The following is a 19,170-nucleotide window of genomic DNA, read 5'->3' on the forward strand; positions in this document are numbered from 1 at the left end:
GTTGCCGAGGCATAATTGTGCGCAGCATCACCGCAGGCAGAGCAGGGTAATGATCAACGGGCGGGCGCCCGAACTCAGTCGTCCGCCCGTGCGGCAACGCCCCTGATCACCAGTGCGAACACCAGCACCACCAACACCGGCGCGGCCAGCGGCACCCATTCCAGCCGCGCGGGCACCTCGGTCGCCAGGACCGCCACGGCCGCGAAACCCACCGCGCCCGCCACCGACGGCAGCGTCGTCGGAACCACCCCGACCGGTGCGGACACCGTGGCGGTGTTGAGCAGGTAGGTGGTGGCGACCAGTCCCGTCGCGGCCGCGGCGAGCGCACCGGAATCGGCCCAGGCCAGCGCCCCGAGCGCGACCAGCACCGCACCCACCGCGCAGGTCCGCAGCCACCACCCCGCGACCACCAGCACCGCGGCCGGAATCGCGAACCAGGGCATGACGATTCCCACCGCCGTGGTCAGCAGCAGACCGGACAGCACCGCGAGGAATCTGGTCATCTCCGCACCCGCACCAGTCGTCGGCGGTCCGGGATCAACCGCATCACCTGATCCAGCCGGGTGCCCTCGGCCCAGGACACGATGTCCACCCCGACCGTGCCCATATCCCGGTACATCGCCATCCGCTCCAACTGCCACATCCGCGCCATCGTCGGATCCAGTTCCTCGCGAAACGGCGTGCCGCGCAACACATCCACGACCACCACGACATGTCCGCGCTTGCGCAGATCGATCAGGGCCAGGGCGAATTCGGTGTCCAGCATCGTGGAGAACGCCACCACGATCGCGCCGAGCGGCACCGCGGCGTGCGGGACCAGCGAGCCGGAGGTGGATACGTGCTCATCGCCCACGTCGAGCACGGTGTCGACGATGCGGTAGAACTGCCGTCGCCCGATATCGGCCCGCAGCCAGCGCGGCGACTGCCCCAGGCAGACCACGGCGGTGCGGTCGCCCGCCTGCAGCGCGGTCTGCGCCACCTGCGCGGCCCCGCGCACCGACAACTCCAGCGATTCCGCCGCAGGACCTGGCGCCTGCAGCGAATTGTCCAGCAGTACAACGACATCCGCGGCACGGTTGGTCAGCCGCTCGGTGACGTGCAGCCGGCCGCGCCGCGCGCTCACCGACCAGTTCACCGTGCGCAGCGGATCGCCGGGCGTATACGCGCGAATGTCGGCGTACTCGACCCCGGGCCCCTGACGGCGAGTCAGATGGGTGCCGATCCGTTCGGGATATTCGGTGCGCGGCAGGCGCATCGGCTGCGGATCGGCGATCGGGTACACGTACACCTGCCCGGCGGGCAGGCTCACCGCCGCGGTGGCCAGCCCCGCCGGACTCAGCGCCGTCACGCGGATCCGCATCGGATAGCGGCCCCAGCGCGCGGCCGACAACGCCATCCGCAGTCCGGCCGGCGCGGTCCCCGAGTCGACCGACTTCTCCACGCGCAGTTCCATACCGTCGAGCGGTTCGGGCTTGCAGCGCAGCAGCGCATGCCCGTCCTCGACGAAGGCCGCCGCGGACAGCACCACCTCCTCGCCTTCGAAGCAGCGCAGAACGCCCCCGCCGTCCACCTGGATCTTGGTGCGCGCCAACTGAATCGGCGCGGTGGCCAGTACGCCGAGCATGGGCGCGGCGAACACCACCAGCTGCCAGCGGCCCAGGACCACCGCAGCCGCGAGCGCGATCCCGCCCGCCACGGCGAGCATGTAGACCAGGGCAGCGGGCCGCCAGCGTAGTTCGACCTCGGTCGCCGAGCTCGAATCCCGGTGTCTCATGTCCCCATGGCCCGCGGAACCCGCAGGCGCCGAAGCAATTCGGAGATGACGTCCTCGCCGCGGATGCGCCGCACCCACATCTCCGGACGCAACGTGATGCGGTGCGCCATCGCCGGAACGGCCAGGGCCTTCACATCTTCCGGAACGACGTAGTCGCGGCCCTGCAACAACGCGCGGGCGCGGGCCATCTGCACCAGATCCAGTTCCGCGCGCGGACTGGCGCCGACCTCGACCTGCGGATGACTACGGGTCGCCGCGGCCAGCGAGACCACGTAACCGACGACGTCCGGGTGCACGGTGACGAATTCGACCGCATGCCGCATCTCCAGCAGTCCGGCGGCATCGACGACCTGCCCGACCTGCGCCGGCACCGCCCCCCGTTCGAGGCGGCGGCGGATCATATGCGTCTCGTCCTCCTCGGACAGATATCCCAGACGCAGTTGCAGGGCGAAGCGATCCAACTGGGCCTCGGGCAGCGGATAGGTGCCCTCGTACTCGATCGGGTTGTCGGTGGCCAGCACGACGAAAGGCTGTGGCAGCGGGAAGGTTTCGCCGTCGATGCTGACCTGGCCCTCGGCCATCGCCTCGAGCAGCGCGGCCTGGGTCTTGGGCGGCGTGCGGTTGATCTCGTCGGCCAGCAGCATATTGGCGAAGACCGGGCCCTTGCGGAAGTTGAACCGCCCCGAGTTCATGTCGTAGATGGTGGAACCGATCAGGTCCGCCGGTAGCAGATCGGGGGTGAACTGCACGCGGGTGAAGTTCAAACCCAGTGCCGCGGCGAAGGATCGGGCAATCAGCGTCTTGCCCAGCCCGGGTAGATCCTCGATCAGGACATGACCGCCGGACAGCACCGCGATCATGATCAGCTGCAATTCGTCCTGCTTGCCGACCACGACCCGCCCCACCTCGCGCAACACCGCGTCGGTGCGTTTGACAGTCGCGTCCAAAGGTTTCGTCATATCTGAACTCGCACGTGTTTCCAACCCTGTTTTCACATTTCCTGAAGCCGACGCAGGATCTCGTCCAGCGCGGCGCGGCCCGGTGCTCGCGAATTGTCATCGCGCAGTTGGGAATCGGCCGGATCCACCCAGCGCCACAATTCCGGCCCGAATTGCAGCCGGCCGGCGGCCTCGGTGGCCCGCCGGTCCTTGGCGATGCGATGTCCGCTCGACAATTCGAACTCCTTGGCCAGCAACGGCCGCAGATGCCGATCCCAGTCCGCGCGGCTGCCGTCGGCTCGGTCGACGAGCATCTCCGCGCGGGCCCGCCAGCGGAACAACATCTCCGCCGGCCCGTTCTCGATATCACTGTCCGCCGGATCGGCCGGACCGTCGGACTTCGTCCGCTCGGCCAGCGACCGCACCAGCATGACCACCGCGCACAACACCAGTACCCCCGTCAGTACCGGTAGCAGTGCACGTTGATTGTCGTAGCCGACCGCCTCGATCAGCAGGATCAACGCGATCGACCCGCCCACGACCGCCCCGCGTCCCCATTCGGACATCCCGGTCATGGGCCCACCTCGCCGATCGTGGGCTGTGCATCGTTCACGATTCGGCCCTCTGCAGATCGCCCAGCACGATGCGCAGCAGCTGTTCTGCTCTCATACGTTGCCACTCCAGCATCGAATGCGGGCTGAATCGCGCCTCCTCGAAGAGAATGACCAGCTCACGGGCCGAAGCGTCGCGCAGGACGCCGCGGTCGAAGGCGCGGGCCAGCACCTCCGAGGGGGTGTCGGAGATCAGCGGAGCCACCTCGCGGGCGCGCGCGAGACCGCTTTCCATGGCGACGTAGCAGGCGATGATGGCCGCTCGCGGATCCTTGCCGGAGGCGATCATCGCGGCCAGGCCCATCTCGGCGACCTGCGCGAGCGACACCGCCTGCTCGGCCGGTGCGGGCTCGGGCTCGGCCGCCGGTTGGTGCACGCGGCGACGAGTACCGACCCCGACCACGATCAATCCCACGATCGCCGTCAAGATCAGCGCGCCCGCCGAGACCCCGATGACGATCATGGCGTCGGGACTCAGCGGCGATTGGACCTCCGGCCCCGACGACGGCGGGGTGGTGGACGGCGGCGCGGGAGAGGGTTGCGCGCCCGGACTCTGCGACGACGACGCCGGATGCACCACGCTGAGCTGATAGATCGCCCAGCTCAACGCACCGAACACCGCGACCACAGCCAGCGTGACCAGCAGGAACAACCCCAGCTGACGCTTGCGCACCGGCCGCCGCACCCGATCCGGATGCGCGTCGGGCAGCGCCAGCGGCAGTCGATGCTGACTGGTGATCACACCCGCCAGCAGAATCACCACCGACACCAGCGACAGCACCGGCATCAACGCCACGGCGATCACCGACGGCGGCGACCCGATATGCGGCCCGGCGCCACCCGGCAGATATCCGCGCAACGCGATGACGACGAGCGCCAGCAGTGCGATCAACCCGATCGCACGCGGAATCGCCGTACCCACCCCGACCACGGGCTGTTCTCCAATACCTCAGCACTGCCACAAGCAGGCACATCGTTACATGCCGAATGGTCCGTCAGAGGCGAAATCGCCAGAGCAACCGCATTTCGACTGCGTACAGCCACCGCGATTGGGGCGGGATCAGAAAAGTTTGTGAAATAGCACAATGGCCGGTGTCGGATACTCGACATATTCCGGTCTCACCGATCACGGACGCAATATCTCCCGCACCCGAGCGGCCTCGCGGGTGAGGTGGGCACGCTCGGCCACACTCGGGGCCGTGTCGGCGGCTGCCACGTACAACTCGGCGGCCCGCGCAAGATCACCGGCGCGTTCGAGGAGGTAGGCGTGGACCGCGTCGTATCGCGGAATGCCGGGATCCACTTCGCGCAACTCCGCCAGCCCGGCCTGCGGTCCGTCGGCCTCGCCGACCGCGACCGCGCGATTGAGCCGCACGACCGGGCTGCCGGTGAGCTGCAGCAGTTCGTCGTACCACTCGACGATCTGCACCCAGTCCGTCTCGGCGGTGCTCGGGGCGTCCGCGTGCAGCGCGGCGATCGCGGCCTGCGCCTGATATTCGCCCAGCCGATCGCGAGCCAGCGCCGCCTGCAGAATCATCACTCCCTCCGCGATGAGCCTTGTGTCCCAACGGGATCGATCCTGTTCGGCGAGTGGGATCAGCCGCCCGCCCGGACCGGTGCGCGACGCGCGGCGGGCATGGTGCAGCAGCATCAGGGCCAGCAGTCCCGCGACCTCGGGCTCATCGGTCGCAGCGGCGAGCTGACGGGTCAGGCGGATCGCCTCGGCCGCGAGGTCGATATCCCCGCTGTAGCCCTCGTTGAATACCAGGTAGAGCACCCGCAACACCGTGGCCGGATCGCCCGGCCGATCCAGCGGCAGCCCCGCGATACGTCGCTTGGCCCGGCTGATCCGTTGCGCCATGGTCGATTCGGGCACCAGATACGCCGTCGCGATCTGCCGCGTCGTCAGACCGCCGACGGCACGCAACGTCAACGCGACCGCGGAACTCGGCGACAGCGACGGGTGCGCGCACAGGAAATACAGCCACAGCGAGTCGTCCACCCCCGCCACCGGCCCGCTCGGCGGCTCGACCTCCACCGCGAGTTCCCTTCCCCGCCTGGAGTTTTCGGCCCGAGCAGCATCGAGGAACTTGCGCCAGGCGACCGCGACGAGCCAGCCCTTCGCATCGCGCGGCGGCTCGTCCGCCCAGCTCTCCAACGCCCGAATCAGCGCCTCCTGCACGGCATCCTCGGCCGACGCGAAATCCGCTCCGCGCCGGACGAGGACACCGATCACCGCGGGCACGAGTTCGCGCAGCAGCGACTCGTTCACTCGGTCATCGTGCACGTCGCGGACAGGAACGGCCGCAGCTCCAGCCATTCCCGGATCGGCCGCCCACCCGCACCCGGCGCCTCGGACAACTCGGCGGCCAGCTCGAGCGCACGCTCATAGGTCTCGACGTCGATGATCATCCATCCGGCGATCAGGTCCTTGGTCTCCGCGAACGGACCGTCGGTGAGCGGCGCGCGACCCTCGCCGTCCGAACGCACGAACGTCCCCTGCGGCGAGAGCGCCTGATGGTCGACGTACTCGCCGGTGCCCACCAACTTCGCCGCGAAATCCTCCATGTACTGCACGTGCGCGGTGATCTCCGCGGGTGTCCACTGGTCCATCGGCACGTTGTTGACCGAGGCGGGCGCACCCCGATAGTGCTTGAGCATCAGGTACTTCATCATCAACTCCTCGTGTTCGTCCGGGTGGCGGTCAGCACGCGTGCTGGCGTTCGGCCCGCTGCGCGATCAGTTCCTCGACCGCACTGGGCAGGGTGTTCTCGAAGTCGATCAGCTTCACCCAGGTCGGAGTGACGACGATCCGGACCATCCCGTCGTACAGCGACCGCACCTCGGCCTCCCACTCGACACGCTGCTCGGGCGTCATCTGGTAACTCCCGTTCATCTGCAGATACTCCTCCGGAATGCCGTCGACGACATCCAGCTCGGCCCGCCCGCGAATCAGCAGGATCTTGGGCGGATGCACCTCGGTGTCGATCGTCAGCGCGACCTGTGGATTGTGCCGCAGCGAGGGCAGTTTCGGCGCGTTCTTCGTGGTGCACAGCACGATCTGCGAGCCGTTCCAGGTAAACGCGATCGGAATGTTGCGCGGCGTGCCGTCCTTGGCGACGTACGCCAGGCGGAGCAGATCGCGGGCCAGCAACTCCCGGCTGATCGGTCGGTCGAGGATATCGGTGATCTCGTGCTGGTGCATCGCTGTCGCTCCTGTCGTCAGGTCCTCGAGCGAACCGTTCTCGGCTGCTCGCACCCCTGGGACGGAGCCGCTCGCCCGTTCTCGACATCCCGCGACAAATTTTTTTCCGGCGATGTTCCCGAGGCGTCGCTACCGCACGACGCCCCCGAATACGTCGAGGTTCGCCCGAGCCCACTGCTCGAACGAGACCGGATCCCGGCCGGTGATCTCGCGCACCGTGGTCGTGACCGCCTGCTCGAGCGGCCTCGGGTCGTCCCGGATATCCGCGATTTCCCGCGCATGCGCCGGGAGCGCTGTGAGATCGGTTCGGCGATAGGCGATCTCGTGTCCGAGCAGTCGCGCGAGCACGGCGACCCGCTCCCGCTCACTGATGGCGTTCGGGCCGGTCAGATGCGGGCTGCGGTCGCGCAGGCCACCGTCGGCGAGCGCGCGGGTGGCGACCGCCGCGATATCCGACGGCGCGATCACCGGCAGCGCCACATCCGGATTCCGGCCGCTCACGCGTCGTTCGGCCGCGATCTGCGGCGCCCATTCCGCCGCGTTCGAGGCGAAATGTCCCGGCCGCAGGATCGTCCATTCCAGGGCTGATGCCCTCACCGCTGTTTCGGCCCGGCGATGATCGCTGCCGATCACCGACTCCGGGCGACTGACCGCGGCGAGCGTCGACACCAGCACGACACGTCGCGCACCCGCTCGCTCGGCGGCTGCCAGCAGCCGCCCCTCATATCCCGTGGCCAGCAGAAATACCGCATCGCACCCGGCGAACGAGGAGGCGATCGTCTCGGGGGCGGCCAGATCGCCGATCGCCCATTCGAGTAGCGGGTGCGTGCTGTGGCGGGGTCGCCGGGACACCGCGCGCACCGCGATCCCCTCGGCGCACAGCTGCCGAACCAGCTCCGACCCGACATTGCCGGTGGCGCCGGTGACCGCGACCCTCACTGCGAGTCGGTGCGACGCCGGTAGGTGGCGGTGGCGTCGTCGCGCTCGAGATACTGCTTGTCCACCAATTCCCTGCGCAGCGTGGCGAAGTCGTCGTCGAACACCGAGCACAGCTCGTTGACGTGCGGTTCCGGCGCCCACCGGTCCGAGCTGAGCTGATCGGCGATAACGCGCAGGAATGCGGGGCGGTCGGCGGTGAAGAATTTGGGGCGCGGCGCGCGCGGCGTCTTCTTGGTCAGGCGCAGGAACCGCGTCCAGTGCTCGTCGTCGACCACGATCCGCTCGTCCCGCTTGGCGAGCAGCCCGAGCGCGAACAGGCGGGTCAGGCATCCGGTGACATCGCGAGCCGACATCCGGAGCGTGCGAGCCAACTCCGCCACCGAGTCGACGCCGGACCCCACCGCGAACAGCACGGCCCGGTTGGCCGGGTCCGCCATGGTGCGCAGGGTGTCCACGGCGGTGTCGGTCAACCGATCGGGATCGTGGAAACCGAGGCTCGCGAACCGCACCGGCGCACCGGTCATCGCGACCATCTCCGCCGTGAACTCCGACTCGCGGGGCGCCTCCAGCGGCAACCGCTTGCGGATCAAACCCACCCCCGTCTGCCGATATTTGTGCAGCTCCGGCAGGGTGAACACCTCGACATCGTCGGGATGGCTGTGCATGATCGCCTGCCACAACGGGCTCGGGACCGACTCCAGCGATTGGGTGTCGTCGGCGTGTTCCACCATCGACGGCCAGTACGGATCGTGCAGGGCCAGGATGCCGCCCGCGGCGATCCGCGGCCACAGAATGTGCAGGAACCGCGCGTCGTCGATCAACGAACCGGCGTCGACCCAGGCGAAATCGAAGGGCCCCGTCTCGTCCAGAACCGCGGCGGGCACATCGAAGAAGTTGGCGTTCACCAACTCCACGAAGTCGAACCGCTCACCGTGACCGCGGAAGTACCGCTCGACCAACTGCTGGGTGGACCCTTCACCGGTGCCGTCGTCGAAACTCCAGAACCGGGGCCGGTATTCGCCGCGAGCGTGTCCCGGGGCGAGCACGGTCCGGCGTTGCGACGGCGTACCCGAATCGAGCACCGCACCGTCGCGAGCGTGTTCGGCCACCGCTCGCTCGACACCCGCGGCGATCGCCAATGTCGAGTCACCCGAACCGATTTCGATGATCCGACGGGGCCGGATCATGGTGATCAGCGCCGCGACCAGCGGTCCGGAGTTCTCCGTTCCCATCCCGTCGGCGAACAGTTCCGCAGGCCGGTCGTCCAGTGTCATCGCGTCAGCCTCCGCAGTACGCCCGCCCGGAGCAGCGCCCGGACACCCGTGGTTTCGTGGAATGGGTCCGGAATCGGCTCGCCGGTTTCGCGCAGCGCGCCGACGAGTTCGGCGAGCCTGGGGCGCATTCCGATGGTGCGCCCGGACAACAGGTTCACCGCGAAATCGACACCGTCCCGGCGGATCAGCTCGGCGGTCGGCTCCACCATGAGGTCGCTTCCGACGGTGCCGGTCAAGGGTGCGTCCACCTCGATCAGGCCGTGCCTGGCCAAGCCGACCAGCAGGCCGGGCTGCGCCGAATACACCCCGTCGTCGGCGAGGGCGCGCGAGAACGCCGCCGGATCGGTGCCGTGGCGCAGCAGGCCGAGGGTATGCGCCGAACATTCGAAGAACGATCGGGCGGCCCGATTCACGACCATCGACGTCCGAGCCGGTCCGGATCCGAGAATACTTGTGGCGCAGTCGAATCCGGTCGCATCCCTGTGCATGCCGATCGTCGCGAGCAAGGGAACGTCGCGGACGAAGGCGGTATCCGGCAGATCGTGGAAACTCGCCGTGGCGATCCTGACCGGCGCGGCCGGTTCGGTCCGCGCGGCATAGTCCGCGACCGCCCACAACGGTGCCCCGGTACCACGGCACACCGTCGCCTGACGCGCGTCAAGCGCTGCTTTCACGAATTCCCCCAGTTCTCTTGTCATTTCCGGATACGACGATGACGATTCCGGTGGCCAGCGCGAGCAGACTGCCCACGATGATGATCGCCGCACGCGACAGCAGCGACGAGGCCGCGAGCGTCACCACGAATCCCGTCAGCGCCGCGGCCTGCAGTAGCGCGGAGTACACCGGAAACAGCCTGCTCATACTGTCGCGCGGGATCGCGTCGAAGATCACGGTGCGCAGTTCGGCGTTGCGGACGCCGTTGCACACGCCCATCACGAACAACAGTGCCAGCACCGTCCACACCTCGGCGGTGAGTACCAGCAGCAGGATCGACAGGGCCATCGTCGCGGTCCAGCCGCCGACCCCGACCCGGCTGTGATCACGTTTGAACGCGATCCGGGCAAGCCCCGGCCCGACCACCAGGCCGACGCTCAGACACGTTATCGCGCAACCGAACTCGCCCGTGGTCAGATGAACGTCCTGCTGCGCGAAGGAAACCAGCACCGCGTTCAACGTCACCAGCGCGGCGACACCGGCCAGCACCGCGACGAAGAACGGCCAGGCGCCGACCAGTCCGAAGAATTCCCGGACGTCTTCTGGCCGAAATCGCCTGCCGGGCACAGTAACCGGCTCGATTACTCGACGTCCGACGACCACGACGGCGGTGGCCACGACCAGGCTGCCCGCCACCATCGCGACCGCGGCGATCGAGGCCACGGCGCGGCCGCCGAGCAGGCCCGCCGCGAATCCGGCAGCCGCCGGACCGACCAGAACGCCTGTGTTACGGGCGGTTTCGACGATGCTGCTCACCGTCGAGGTGGCCACACCGGGGAACGCCGCACTCATGTACGGCGCGAGTCCACTGCCGGTCAGGGTCATGGCGATACCCGCGACCGTCGACACCGCGACCGCCTGCCAGAAACCGGGCAGCACCACATAGCACGCGAGGACGGCCGCACCGACGACGTTGCCGAGCAGGATCACCAGTCCGGTGGGCAGCAGGCTGTAGAGCCGCAGCGAATAGAACGCCGTCGACACCGATCCCAGCATGCCCGCGATCAGAATCGTCGCCATGTGCGCGACCGAAACCGATCCGTACTGCAGGGCGAGGTTCACCTGGATCACCTCGTCGGTGAACGTCGTCGCCAGGACACCGGCGACAACGGCCCACCCCGCCGCGAGCTGCCGACCGAACAGAGTCGGCGCGGCCACCACCGTCATGCTGTGACAACCCCCCACGTCCACAGTGCCTGGAACAGTGACGCCACCGCGGGCGACCGGTCAACTTTAGCAGTGAGCGTTGCGGGCAACCGGTCACCGACCGCGGTCTCGCCGTAGCCTTCCAGGAACGCGGACAGGGCGGGATCGGTGTCCAGGACCGCGGCCCGGCCGTTGCCCGAGATCAACACGGTCGCACCGGACCTGGTCGCGGCGACGACCACCTCGCGCCGTTTGTGCGGCTGCGAACCGGCCGGCGCGGCCGGGGCTTCGGGGCGGGCACAACCCAACTGCCCCGACGTCGTCCAGCACAGTGCGGCGGACAGCAGCTTCAATTCCAGGCTCTCCGCGGCCGCCGCCTGCGATACGCCGTCCAGCCAGGTGTAGACCTCAGCGGAGTTCAGGCCCTTGCCCGACGGGTTTCGCGACAGGATCGCCTCGATCTCACGCCGGGTCTGCAACCACAGCCGGTCGTGGTGATTGACGTCCTCGAACAGGGCGACATTCGAATTGACCGATACGCCCGCCGTCGACTCGGCCACGTGGATCTCGCGGGCCGGAAAGTAGGTCACGACGTCCGGATCGCATTCCAGCACAGTTGATTCCGACCGGTACTGCTCGTAGTCGGTGGTCGGCGTGCGCATGGTGGCATCGAAGGCTTCCGGCCAGGTGAGCAACTGCTTGCCGCCCCGAAGGTTGAACCCGAAGCTGTGCGCGTCGTCGATGTGCGCGCCCACGTGTGTCTTCTCGTAACGGCCGACGAAGCAGTCGAAGTCGACGCGCCCCGCGGGCCTGCGCCCGGCGGCCGCGACCACGTCGTCGACGAAATCTTTGGCGAAATCCCACAGTTCGGGCGAAACCTTGTGCAGTCCGAAAAACGCAGTGGCCCAGGATCTTCCGGATGCGAATGACGCACACCGCTCCAGATAGTCGGTCAACCGGCGATCGGATTCCCGCGGAACGAGATGAGGCTCCGGCTGCGGGTTCGACGGTTTGTTGTCGAGCGCGCTGACCATATTGGCCACCGAATCCTTGCGCCCTCGCCCCTCCACCTGCTCGAGGGTCCGGCGACCGATGACCTTGATGGCGTCGAAAACTTTTGCCTCATCCGGGAATTCGACGGACAACTGCGCCCGAGGGACGACCGCGGCTCGCCGGTCCCAGATATCTTCGAAAAAGCTGTTCGGAATGGCGACGGCGCCGGACATCCGAATCTCCTTTCAGCGCAGGGCCGAAACGGTCACGCCGCAGCGCGACGTGACCGTTCACGAGAGCTGTCCGACCTCAGAGTTCGACCGGCCCGGCAACCTTGGAGCCGATCTTGGTGAACTCGGCCTCGAAGGTCTCGAACCCGTCGATCTCGTTCACACCGGTCTCGTTCTCACTCATGACAAACCTCCAATTCACGCCCCCCACAACGCGATACTTCGATTCTCGCCGGGAGCGCCCCCAGTCGAGCACAGCCACCACCACCTCCGGAACCACACAACCACCCACCCCGGACCACCCCCACCCCACCGATCTCATCCGGTCCGGCCACCCCACCCCCACCACCAGCAGTTCCACACCCCCGCACCGCACCCCACGAACCAGCTCTCAACCGAATGCCCCTGTTCGGTCCGGACAACGTGGCGCCGGGTTCTCTGCGCGCCCGAACCCCAACGGCCGAAACGAAATTCACTGCCCCGTCGGGTCACACACGTGATCTCAGGGCAGGTTGCAGTCGGCCCGCACCGAGCGAACTTCACTCCGACTGAGCAGCCGGCGACATTCGCGAATGAAACACTGGTTGCACCTGGGCCGTCTGATCCGCATCGATGACATATCGATGGCCGGTACCCGAGATGGTTGCCGAACTCCGCGAGCAATCCGAATCCATTCGGCAGTACACGATGGGTCCGGCCTCGCCCACCGAACCGTGTGCGCCTCGGCCATCGCTCATCAATGCGTTTCATCGCCGCCGAGTCCAGATGACATCGCCTCCGTCGCGAATCGGCGCAAACACGGAGAGTTCCCCTGGGTGGGCAGTGTGACCGATTCGGGCACCGGGTTCGGCGAGGGCATGCAGGACGTCGCCCCGACTGCTGCTCCCCGCCGACGACCAGCGGTCGACGACCGCAGCCGATCATGGTCGACAGGGCAGGGCAGCGCTGCGCGGACTCTTTCTCGCTGGCAACCGCTGTGGTGCGACGGTAACGTTTCGGCGGTCGTGTCGAGGAACATCGGGGGAACACTGCGCAGGCGGCGGTTGTCGCTTGTGGATTCGTGTCCGCTCGGCGGTTCTCAGCGGCCGACGGGGTGTGGCGGTGGCACGCGAGGGTGCCGGGCCGCGGGAATCTCGCACCCCTGGTGGACGAGAAACCGTAAGGACATCACGAATGCAACCGCAACCCCCGCCGGGACCGTCGAACAACCCGTCGGGACAGTCCGGAAACCCGCAGGACGGGACCGGCAATCCCCAGTCACAGCCCGGATATCCGCAAGGGCAGTTCGGATATCCGCAGCAGGGACAGCCCGTGCCGGGGCAGACGGGATATCCCCAGCAGGGACAGCCCGTTGGTTATCCACAAGCGGGCCAGCCAGTTCCGGGGCAGACGGGATATCCCCAAGCCGACCCGACCGCGCAGATGCCGCAGGGCTGGGGACAGCAGCCCGGTTATCCACAGCAGGCCGATCCGAGCGGGTACCCGCAGCAGGGACAGCCCGCAGCGGATCCGACCGCTCACCTGCAGCAGACACCTGGTCAGCCGAGTTATCCACAGCCGGGACAGCAGGGCTTCGGCCAGGGGCAGCCGAGTTATCCACAGGGACAGTCGGCCCCCGGGCAGCCGGGCTACGACCCGAATGCTTATCCACAGGGCCCGATGCTGACTCCGGGCGGGCAGCCGTCCTGGGGCAGCAATGCGGCCTCCGGACTCGGCGCGGGCGCGGCAGGTGTGGGCCGCCGGCTCAGATCCGGACTCGGCTCCCTGGTCGGACTCGTGGTCGTGGTCGGCCTGATCTACCTCGCCAGCTGGGGTTGCCACCAGATCAACAAGCCCGACGCGGAGAAGGCCCAGGTCGGCCAGTGCGTCAAGGTCGGGGGCACCACCAACGACCCCAAGGTCGACATCACCGACTGCAGCAGCATGGACGCCAACTACAAGGTGGCCGAACGCCAGGACAAGAGCAGCTCCACCTGCCCCGAGGGCAACTACGCCAGCGTCTGGCAGACCGGCTCCGGCGGCTACAACCTCTGCCTGCAACTGAACGTCAAAGACGGTGACTGCCTCAACAAGCAGTTCGACAACACCACAAAGGTCGCCTGCGACAGCTCCGAGGCCAACTACAAGGTCACCAACGTCCTGAACAACACCACCAGCGACAGCGGCTGCAGCAACTCCGCCACCAAATACCTCACCTACTCCAAGCCTGAGGAAATGGTCGTCTGCCTGAGCACGGTGCACTGACCGATCGGCCCCGGTTGCCCTGTGAGCGCACAGGGTCTGCCGGGGCCGACTGCGTCACCGATGACTTCGATGCGGGTGTTGCGAGCTGCATCCGTTCACGACGGCAGCTAACGTTTCGGCCGCTGCCGGTCGTGCTGCGACAACAGTCACGCTCGAACCGGTCGTCGTTGTCCCTTCCCGAGGTCATGGCCCCGATGAATGCGCCGAACTCGAGTCGCCGATTCCGTCAGCTCGACGCCGCTAGTCGTCGCGACCCTCGCCCAGGCGCTGCGCGGTCTCGAAAGCTTCGGCCAGGTGTGCGTCGGCAACGTCTCGTCGACCGACTACAGCCGCAGCCAAGCCCGACTTCAAATGCAGTCTGCCCCACATCGATAGCGTCTTCGGATCGTCCTTACCGATCTCACTTTCGATTCGGCTGCGGCTTGCTTCCATGAACCGCTCGGCCGTGTTCCAGTCGGCTGCGGAGATCATCTCCCCAGCGCGCTGGTAATCGCCTCCCAGAACGGCCAATTCGTCGCCGGACTGGGCCGCTGCCCACTCGTAGCGGTCCACTGCCGCGGATTGGTCGCTGGCCTAATGAAGCGCCCAAGATGCCATTCACCGAGACGCAAACTCACCAGGTGATGCAAACCCACCGGAATTGCCGTCATAGTTACTGTGCGCGCAAAGACGCCGCATGGATGGTTCTGATCGATGCTGGACACATCAGGCCCAGGACACATTCGGATCGAATCTGGTTCTCTCTCAGCGGAATACCGAGCATTCGCCGAGCAGGCACAGGATGTGGCCGACCGGTTGATACAAGTAGTTCCGAAGCTGGTCGTCACTATCGACGCCGAAGTCCGACCAGAACTGCCGCTGTGAGTCCTACTCGTAGTGGTGGCGGCACGACAGGACGCGGATTACCTCGTCCTCGACCTGGTACACCAAGCGATGTTCCTGGGTTATCCGCCGCGACCACCAGCCGGCCAGATTGTGTATCAGCGGCTCCGGCTTTCCGATGCCATCGGCTTGGCCATGGGCGGCAATGTCATCGAAGAGGCGGTTGATCTTGCGCGCCGCCGCCCTATCGTTCGCGACCGTCCAGGTGTAGTCGTTCCACGCCTCGCTCGAGAACTGGAGCTTCACGCCACTCCCGACGAATCGTCGTGGTCTGGTACGTCCAGACGTTCACCGGGGACGAATCCACCGGCCGCGAATTCTTCCAGCCCGCGTTGCAGATGTCTGGCATTGGCGGGAGTTCCGAGTAGATGTGCGGTCTCTTTCAGCGCCTCGTATTCGCGCAGCGAAACGACAACCGCCGGTTCATGACCCGCGCGGGTGACGACAACCTCATCGAGGTCGTCGGTAGCGGACTCGAGCACTTTCGCCAGGGTCGCACGAGCCTCGGTGTAGGAGATCTGCCTCATACGAATCAATGTACAGGTTTCGTGTACAGAAGTGAGCGGGCGTCTGGGGATCAACGGCGTCATCACCGATCCCACCGCGAGGACAGGGGTCACCAGAGCTGCTCTGGAATCAGAACTGTCCAAACCTGCCCCGGCGCGAAGGAGATGACTGTACCGGTGGCGGTTGTATAGGTTGTGCCTGCCTGTGGGGAGGGCCGGGACCACACGGCCGGGAACGCTTGACCGTCGCGAAGTACGAGTGCCCGACCGCTGCCGGTCGTCTGGGCCACGGGTGAGACGCTGCCCGCGACGTCGCGGACCGTCGAATCGCGCACCTGCACACTCTGCAGCACGACCGTACTTGCCATGAGCTGTCCGGTATCGGCAGTGGTGTAGGCGGCACCGTCCATGGACACCAGCCACCGGTGGCTGCTGGGTGACCAGTCGAAACCGATCACCGCGGCCTGATACCGCGCTTCCTCATGTTGCGTGGGTCGGCCACCGGCAGGCATAGGACCGAAGTGCAGTTGCGAAGCCGCCGGCCAGCCACCGCCTTCGGGCAACTGGTCAGAGCGGACGAACAGGTTGTGCGGCGCGGCGCGACTGTAGTCGCGGTAGTACGCCGCGGATTGCCGATCGGCCGAGGCGTTCTGGAGCGAGGCGGAATCGACGGATGCGACCAGCTCAGGTGCGGCACCAGAGGATGCCAACGTCGGGTTGCCGAACTGGTCCAACAGCGTCAGATCCGTTTCCCGCGCACTTCGGATAGGTCCGATCACCGGGGGTTTGCGGGTCGAGAACACGGCGGCCAACCGGCTCGAACCACCCTCGACCGGCTCGACGTAGACCACATCGGCGGCTCCGAGCCCTACCGGTGGCCGTGCCTGCGGACTGTTGTCTATCTTCGCGACCAGCACGGGCGCCCCTGCCCGGGAAGATGTGCCCGGGTCGGACGGAGCGCGCTCGGGTCGGGTGCCGCTGATGTACGCGATTACAGCGCACATCCCCAGTGCCGTCAGGAACGCGGCAATCCACATCCACCGTCGCTGTTGCATAGGGCAACCCTCTGGCGTGATTTTACGCCGCACTCGACCACGGCAGGAGCGGTCGAGCCGGTTGCCGGGTGAGGCTCGTGCCCCCGGCGAGCCGCCCGCGGAACCACTCCGACGACGCCCTTCGCATGGGCACGGGCCTTCCGCACGGGCGGTGAGGTGCTCGCCGGATGTAATCTCACGATCATGGTGGACACCCCCTTCGGTCGAGTCATCACAGCGATGGTGACCCCGATGCACGCCGACGGCTCGATCGACTACGACGGCCTGCAGAACCTCGCCGTATATCTCGCCGACCACGGCCATGACGGATTGCTGGTCAACGGGACCACGGGTGAGTCCGCCACCACCACCGACGAGGAGGACTACGCCTGCGTGCGGGCGGTCGTCGAGGCCGTGGGCGACCGTGTCGAGGTGATGGCCGGCTGCGGCACCAACGACACCGAGCATTCCACTCGTGCGGCGCGCGAGATGGTCGCCTGCGGGGCCGACACTCTGCTCGTTGTCACGCCGTACTACAACAAGCCGCCGCAGGACTGCATCCTCGAACACTTCCGTCTGGTCGCCGAGGCCGGCGGCGGTGTGCCCGTCATGCTGTACGACATCCCGGGCCGGACCGGGACGGCGCTGAGCACCGATACCATTCGCCGCGCGGCCGACATTCCCGCCGTGCGCGCCGTCAAGGATGCCAAGGGTGATTTCTTCGAGGCCAGCCGGCTCATGTCGCAGACCGACCTGCTCTGGTATTCCGGCGACGACGTCGTCAACCTGCCACACCTCGCTCAAGGCGCGACCGGCGTCGTGTCGGTGGTCGGTCACGTCGCGGGCGATCGCTACGCGGAGATGATCGCCGCCGTCGACCGCGGCGACCTGTCCCGGGCACGCGAGATCCACCGGCGTCTCATCCCCGCCGTCGATGCGATCATGCACGTCTCGCAGGGCGCCATCCAGTCCAAAGCCGCGATGAAAATGCTCGGCGTCATCTCCTCCGATGCGCTGCGTATGCCATACCGGCAGGGCCCGCCGGAGCATCAGCAACGACTGCGTGCCGGACTCGAGGAATCCGGTCTGTTGTAGACAGGCCCGACCCGCGCGGCTGGCGGCGCCCCACTCGTGAGAGAACAAGATGTGGGCGATCCGGCCGACCGAACTTTCGTCGGCCACGGATGATCAAGGCTTCTCGGGCGCCGGATCACTCCGCGCCCAGGGCATCTCGCCGCGAGGTCGCCACCGAGCTCGTCCGGTGGCAACAGCGCGAAGCGGCGCTAGCCGTCCGCTCCCTGGCGGCTGCGGTACCCCAACAACCCCTCGACCCCCCGCAAGAACGTCTCGCAGATAGGTTTCGGGTCCGTCAGGCACCCCGCCGCCATCGCCCCGTCCCGCAGCATGACGAAGTGCTGGGCGGCGGGGTCCGCATCGGGTTTGCCTGTGGCGGTGAAGAGTTCGGTCATTGTGTTCAGGAACCATTGGCGGTGGTCCAGGACGGCTTGATGGACGGGGTGGGTCGGGTCGGGGAATTCGGCGGCGGCGTTGAGGAATGCGCAGCCTCGGAAGCCTTCTCGCTGGATGTCGTCGGCGATGGATCGGGCGACGGCTCGGATGATGTCGTCGGGGGTCGAGGTCGGGGTGCGGGCGGCGTCGACCTGGGCGCGGACTGCCTCGTCGGCTTGTTTCAGGTAGGCGACCAGGAGGTCGTTCTTGCCGGGGAAGTGGCGGTAGAGCGTCGCGCGGGTCACTTTCGCCTCGCTGACGACGCGTTCGACGCCCACGGCGTGCAGGCCCTCGGCGTAGAAGAGGCCGGTCGCCGTGTCGAGCAGTCGAGACCGTGCTTCCGACATTCGTTCCCATCCGTTCCCTCGAAGTGTCGACCTCAGGCTAACAGAAAGAACGATCGGTCTTGACATTCGTGAGCGGCTGCCGCAAGCTCAGGTGTACCGATCGTTCTTTCTCTCTACGGGACGTCGGGATCATCCAGCGCTTCACCGATCGAGAGGGACCTGATGTCCAGCCCATTCGCCACCGACGCCCGCGACATCGAGACCGTGACCGAGGCCGCCCGCGACACCCGGACGCTGCGGAATCTGTACTACGTCCGATTCGGATTCGCCATCGTCTGGGCGGTCCTGATGATGACGGTCGCCAAGACGATCAGCCCGGGAACCATTGCGCTACTGGTGATCTACCCGCTGTTCGACGTTGCCGCGGCCGTGGTCGACTTCCGCTCCTCGGGCAGCACACGCGCCAAGACGCCGCTCTACATCAACATGGGTCTGAGTCTGCTGGCCACCATAGGGCTGGCCGTCGCGGTCAGCTCCGGTATCCCGAATGTGTTGCGGGTGTGGGGTATTTGGGCGATCACGGCCGGCATCGTTCAGTTGGCGGTCGCGATCCTGCGCTACCGGCTCGGTGGTCAGTGGGCGATGATTCTCAGCGGTGGGATTTCCGTTCTTGCCGGTAGCAGTTTCATCGCGATGGCGGGCGGGCCGAAAGCCGCGCTCACCTCCGTCGCCGGATATGCGGTCCTGGGCGGTGTTTTCTTCCTGATCTCCGCGATTCGACTGCATCGCGTAGCAGCGAAGGCCAAGTGATATTCGCAGCCTGACATTCCGCTCGCCCGACCCGGCTGTTCGCCTCGGCCGCTATGGGCGAGCGGATGCGTTTC

21 protein-coding genes are annotated in these 19,170 nt (G+C 67.0%); 3 read left to right on the top strand and 18 right to left on the bottom strand.

Annotated elements, in window-relative coordinates; all coding sequences use genetic code 11:
- Positions 1-74 precede the first annotated feature (74 nt).
- The 13 genes from K7711_RS04345 to K7711_RS04405 form a co-directional block, all read right to left on the bottom strand.
- Entirely contained in the window at positions 75-503 is a 429-nt protein-coding gene (locus K7711_RS04345) for a hypothetical protein (RefSeq protein ID WP_222965042.1), read from the bottom strand.
- On the bottom strand, positions 500-1,774 hold the full coding sequence (locus K7711_RS04350) for a DUF58 domain-containing protein (protein WP_222965044.1): 1,275 nt from the start codon (positions 1,772-1,774) through the stop codon (positions 500-502). The genes K7711_RS04345 and K7711_RS04350 overlap by 4 nt, the downstream gene beginning before the upstream one ends.
- The gene (locus tag K7711_RS04355; protein WP_222965045.1) at positions 1,771-2,733 is read right to left on the bottom strand and encodes an AAA family ATPase; all 963 of its coding nucleotides are present in this window, start codon (positions 2,731-2,733) and stop codon (positions 1,771-1,773) included. The genes K7711_RS04350 and K7711_RS04355 overlap by 4 nt, the downstream gene beginning before the upstream one ends.
- A gap of 32 nt (positions 2,734-2,765) precedes the next feature.
- Entirely contained in the window at positions 2,766-3,287 is a 522-nt protein-coding gene (locus tag K7711_RS04360) for a hypothetical protein (RefSeq protein ID WP_235746552.1), read from the bottom strand.
- Positions 3,288-3,321: 34 nt separating this feature from the next.
- Complete coding sequence (locus K7711_RS04365) at positions 3,322-4,254, bottom strand: DUF4129 domain-containing protein (RefSeq protein WP_308014457.1); 933 nt, start codon at positions 4,252-4,254, stop codon at positions 3,322-3,324.
- Between the two features lie 195 nt (positions 4,255-4,449).
- Entirely contained in the window at positions 4,450-5,595 is a 1,146-nt protein-coding gene (locus K7711_RS04370) for an RNA polymerase sigma factor (RefSeq protein ID WP_222965047.1), read from the bottom strand.
- The gene (locus K7711_RS04375) at positions 5,592-5,999 is read right to left on the bottom strand and encodes a YciI family protein (RefSeq protein WP_222965049.1); all 408 of its coding nucleotides are present in this window, start codon (positions 5,997-5,999) and stop codon (positions 5,592-5,594) included. The genes K7711_RS04370 and K7711_RS04375 overlap by 4 nt, the downstream gene beginning before the upstream one ends.
- A gap of 28 nt (positions 6,000-6,027) precedes the next feature.
- Positions 6,028-6,528, bottom strand: coding sequence for a pyridoxamine 5'-phosphate oxidase family protein (locus K7711_RS04380; protein WP_222965051.1), 501 nt, complete (start codon positions 6,526-6,528; stop codon positions 6,028-6,030).
- A gap of 129 nt (positions 6,529-6,657) precedes the next feature.
- Positions 6,658-7,467, bottom strand: a complete 810-nt coding sequence (locus tag K7711_RS04385; RefSeq protein ID WP_222965053.1) for an SDR family oxidoreductase — start codon at positions 7,465-7,467, stop codon at positions 6,658-6,660.
- Positions 7,464-8,741: a DUF2087 domain-containing protein gene (locus tag K7711_RS04390; protein WP_222965055.1), complete on the bottom strand. Its 1,278-nt coding sequence runs from the start codon at positions 8,739-8,741 to the stop codon at positions 7,464-7,466. The genes K7711_RS04385 and K7711_RS04390 overlap by 4 nt, the downstream gene beginning before the upstream one ends.
- Entirely contained in the window at positions 8,738-9,415 is a 678-nt protein-coding gene (locus K7711_RS04395; protein ID WP_222965057.1) for a hypothetical protein, read from the bottom strand. The genes K7711_RS04390 and K7711_RS04395 overlap by 4 nt, the downstream gene beginning before the upstream one ends.
- Positions 9,399-10,622: an MFS transporter gene (locus K7711_RS04400; RefSeq protein ID WP_222965059.1), complete on the bottom strand. Its 1,224-nt coding sequence runs from the start codon at positions 10,620-10,622 to the stop codon at positions 9,399-9,401. The genes K7711_RS04395 and K7711_RS04400 overlap by 17 nt, the downstream gene beginning before the upstream one ends.
- A complete protein-coding gene (locus K7711_RS04405) occupies positions 10,619-11,827 on the bottom strand; it encodes a hypothetical protein (protein WP_222965061.1) in 1,209 nt (402 codons plus the stop codon). Before K7711_RS04405 ends, K7711_RS04400 begins: the two co-directional genes overlap by 4 nt.
- Before the next feature lie 1,170 nt (positions 11,828-12,997).
- Here K7711_RS04405 and K7711_RS04410 point away from each other — a divergent pair.
- Positions 12,998-14,068: an LppU/SCO3897 family protein gene (locus tag K7711_RS04410; RefSeq protein WP_222965063.1), complete on the top strand. Its 1,071-nt coding sequence runs from the start codon at positions 12,998-13,000 to the stop codon at positions 14,066-14,068.
- A 240-nt stretch (positions 14,069-14,308) separates the two neighbouring features.
- Here the strand turns inward: K7711_RS04410 and K7711_RS04415 are convergent, their stop codons facing one another.
- From K7711_RS04415 to K7711_RS04430, 4 genes are all read right to left on the bottom strand, one after another.
- Positions 14,309-14,620 carry a hypothetical protein gene (locus K7711_RS04415; protein ID WP_222965065.1) on the bottom strand — a complete coding sequence of 104 codons (312 nt, stop codon included), beginning with the start codon at positions 14,618-14,620 and terminating at the stop codon, positions 14,309-14,311.
- Between the two features lie 315 nt (positions 14,621-14,935).
- On the bottom strand, positions 14,936-15,196 hold the full coding sequence (locus K7711_RS04420) for a Txe/YoeB family addiction module toxin (RefSeq protein WP_040828280.1): 261 nt from the start codon (positions 15,194-15,196) through the stop codon (positions 14,936-14,938).
- Positions 15,193-15,477 (bottom strand): type II toxin-antitoxin system Phd/YefM family antitoxin, encoded by a 285-nt coding sequence (locus tag K7711_RS04425; protein WP_067668192.1) that lies wholly within the window; start codon positions 15,475-15,477, stop codon positions 15,193-15,195. The genes K7711_RS04420 and K7711_RS04425 overlap by 4 nt, the downstream gene beginning before the upstream one ends.
- 89 nt (positions 15,478-15,566) lie before the next feature.
- Positions 15,567-16,511: a DUF3048 domain-containing protein gene (locus tag K7711_RS04430; RefSeq protein ID WP_222965067.1), complete on the bottom strand. Its 945-nt coding sequence runs from the start codon at positions 16,509-16,511 to the stop codon at positions 15,567-15,569.
- A 183-nt stretch (positions 16,512-16,694) separates the two neighbouring features.
- Between K7711_RS04430 and dapA the strand changes: the two genes are divergently transcribed.
- Entirely contained in the window at positions 16,695-17,585 is an 891-nt protein-coding gene (gene dapA / locus K7711_RS04435; protein ID WP_222965069.1) for a 4-hydroxy-tetrahydrodipicolinate synthase, read from the top strand.
- Between the two features lie 188 nt (positions 17,586-17,773).
- Here dapA and K7711_RS04440 read toward each other — a convergent pair whose 3' ends face one another.
- Positions 17,774-18,346 (bottom strand): TetR/AcrR family transcriptional regulator, encoded by a 573-nt coding sequence (locus tag K7711_RS04440; RefSeq protein ID WP_222965071.1) that lies wholly within the window; start codon positions 18,344-18,346, stop codon positions 17,774-17,776.
- Positions 18,347-18,508: 162 nt separating this feature from the next.
- Between K7711_RS04440 and K7711_RS04445 the strand changes: the two genes are divergently transcribed.
- On the top strand, positions 18,509-19,096 hold the full coding sequence (locus tag K7711_RS04445; RefSeq protein WP_235746553.1) for a hypothetical protein: 588 nt from the start codon (positions 18,509-18,511) through the stop codon (positions 19,094-19,096).
- Positions 19,097-19,170 lie beyond the last annotated feature (74 nt).

The sequence above is a fragment of the Nocardia coffeae genome (assembly GCF_019890715.1).
GTDB classification, from domain to species: Bacteria; Actinomycetota; Actinomycetes; order Mycobacteriales; family Mycobacteriaceae; genus Nocardia; species Nocardia jiangxiensis.

What these genes read in the sequence shown, in the direction of transcription:
- K7711_RS04345 (WP_222965042.1), bottom strand. Translation starts at nt 503, where the DNA reads ATGACCAGATTCCTCGCGGTGCTGTCCGGTCTGCTGCTGACCACGGCG.
- K7711_RS04350 (WP_222965044.1), bottom strand. Translation starts at nt 1,774, where the DNA reads ATGAGACACCGGGATTCGAGCTCGGCGACCGAGGTCGAACTACGCTGG.
- K7711_RS04355 (WP_222965045.1), bottom strand. Translation starts at nt 2,733, where the DNA reads ATGACGAAACCTTTGGACGCGACTGTCAAACGCACCGACGCGGTGTTG.
- K7711_RS04360 (WP_235746552.1), bottom strand. Translation starts at nt 3,287, where the DNA reads ATGACCGGGATGTCCGAATGGGGACGCGGGGCGGTCGTGGGCGGGTCG.
- K7711_RS04375 (WP_222965049.1), bottom strand. Translation starts at nt 5,999, where the DNA reads ATGATGAAGTACCTGATGCTCAAGCACTATCGGGGTGCGCCCGCCTCG.
- K7711_RS04380 (WP_222965051.1), bottom strand. Translation starts at nt 6,528, where the DNA reads ATGCACCAGCACGAGATCACCGATATCCTCGACCGACCGATCAGCCGG.
- K7711_RS04390 (WP_222965055.1), bottom strand. Translation starts at nt 8,741, where the DNA reads ATGACACTGGACGACCGGCCTGCGGAACTGTTCGCCGACGGGATGGGA.
- K7711_RS04400 (WP_222965059.1), bottom strand. Translation starts at nt 10,622, where the DNA reads ATGACGGTGGTGGCCGCGCCGACTCTGTTCGGTCGGCAGCTCGCGGCG.
- K7711_RS04405 (WP_222965061.1), bottom strand. Translation starts at nt 11,827, where the DNA reads ATGTCCGGCGCCGTCGCCATTCCGAACAGCTTTTTCGAAGATATCTGG.
- K7711_RS04410 (WP_222965063.1), top strand. Translation starts at nt 12,998, where the DNA reads ATGCAACCGCAACCCCCGCCGGGACCGTCGAACAACCCGTCGGGACAG.
- K7711_RS04425 (WP_067668192.1), bottom strand. Translation starts at nt 15,477, where the DNA reads ATGAGGCAGATCTCCTACACCGAGGCTCGTGCGACCCTGGCGAAAGTG.
- K7711_RS04430 (WP_222965067.1), bottom strand. Translation starts at nt 16,511, where the DNA reads ATGCAACAGCGACGGTGGATGTGGATTGCCGCGTTCCTGACGGCACTG.
- dapA (WP_222965069.1), top strand. Translation starts at nt 16,695, where the DNA reads ATGGTGGACACCCCCTTCGGTCGAGTCATCACAGCGATGGTGACCCCG.
- K7711_RS04440 (WP_222965071.1), bottom strand. Translation starts at nt 18,346, where the DNA reads ATGTCGGAAGCACGGTCTCGACTGCTCGACACGGCGACCGGCCTCTTC.
- K7711_RS04445 (WP_235746553.1), top strand. Translation starts at nt 18,509, where the DNA reads ATGTCCAGCCCATTCGCCACCGACGCCCGCGACATCGAGACCGTGACC.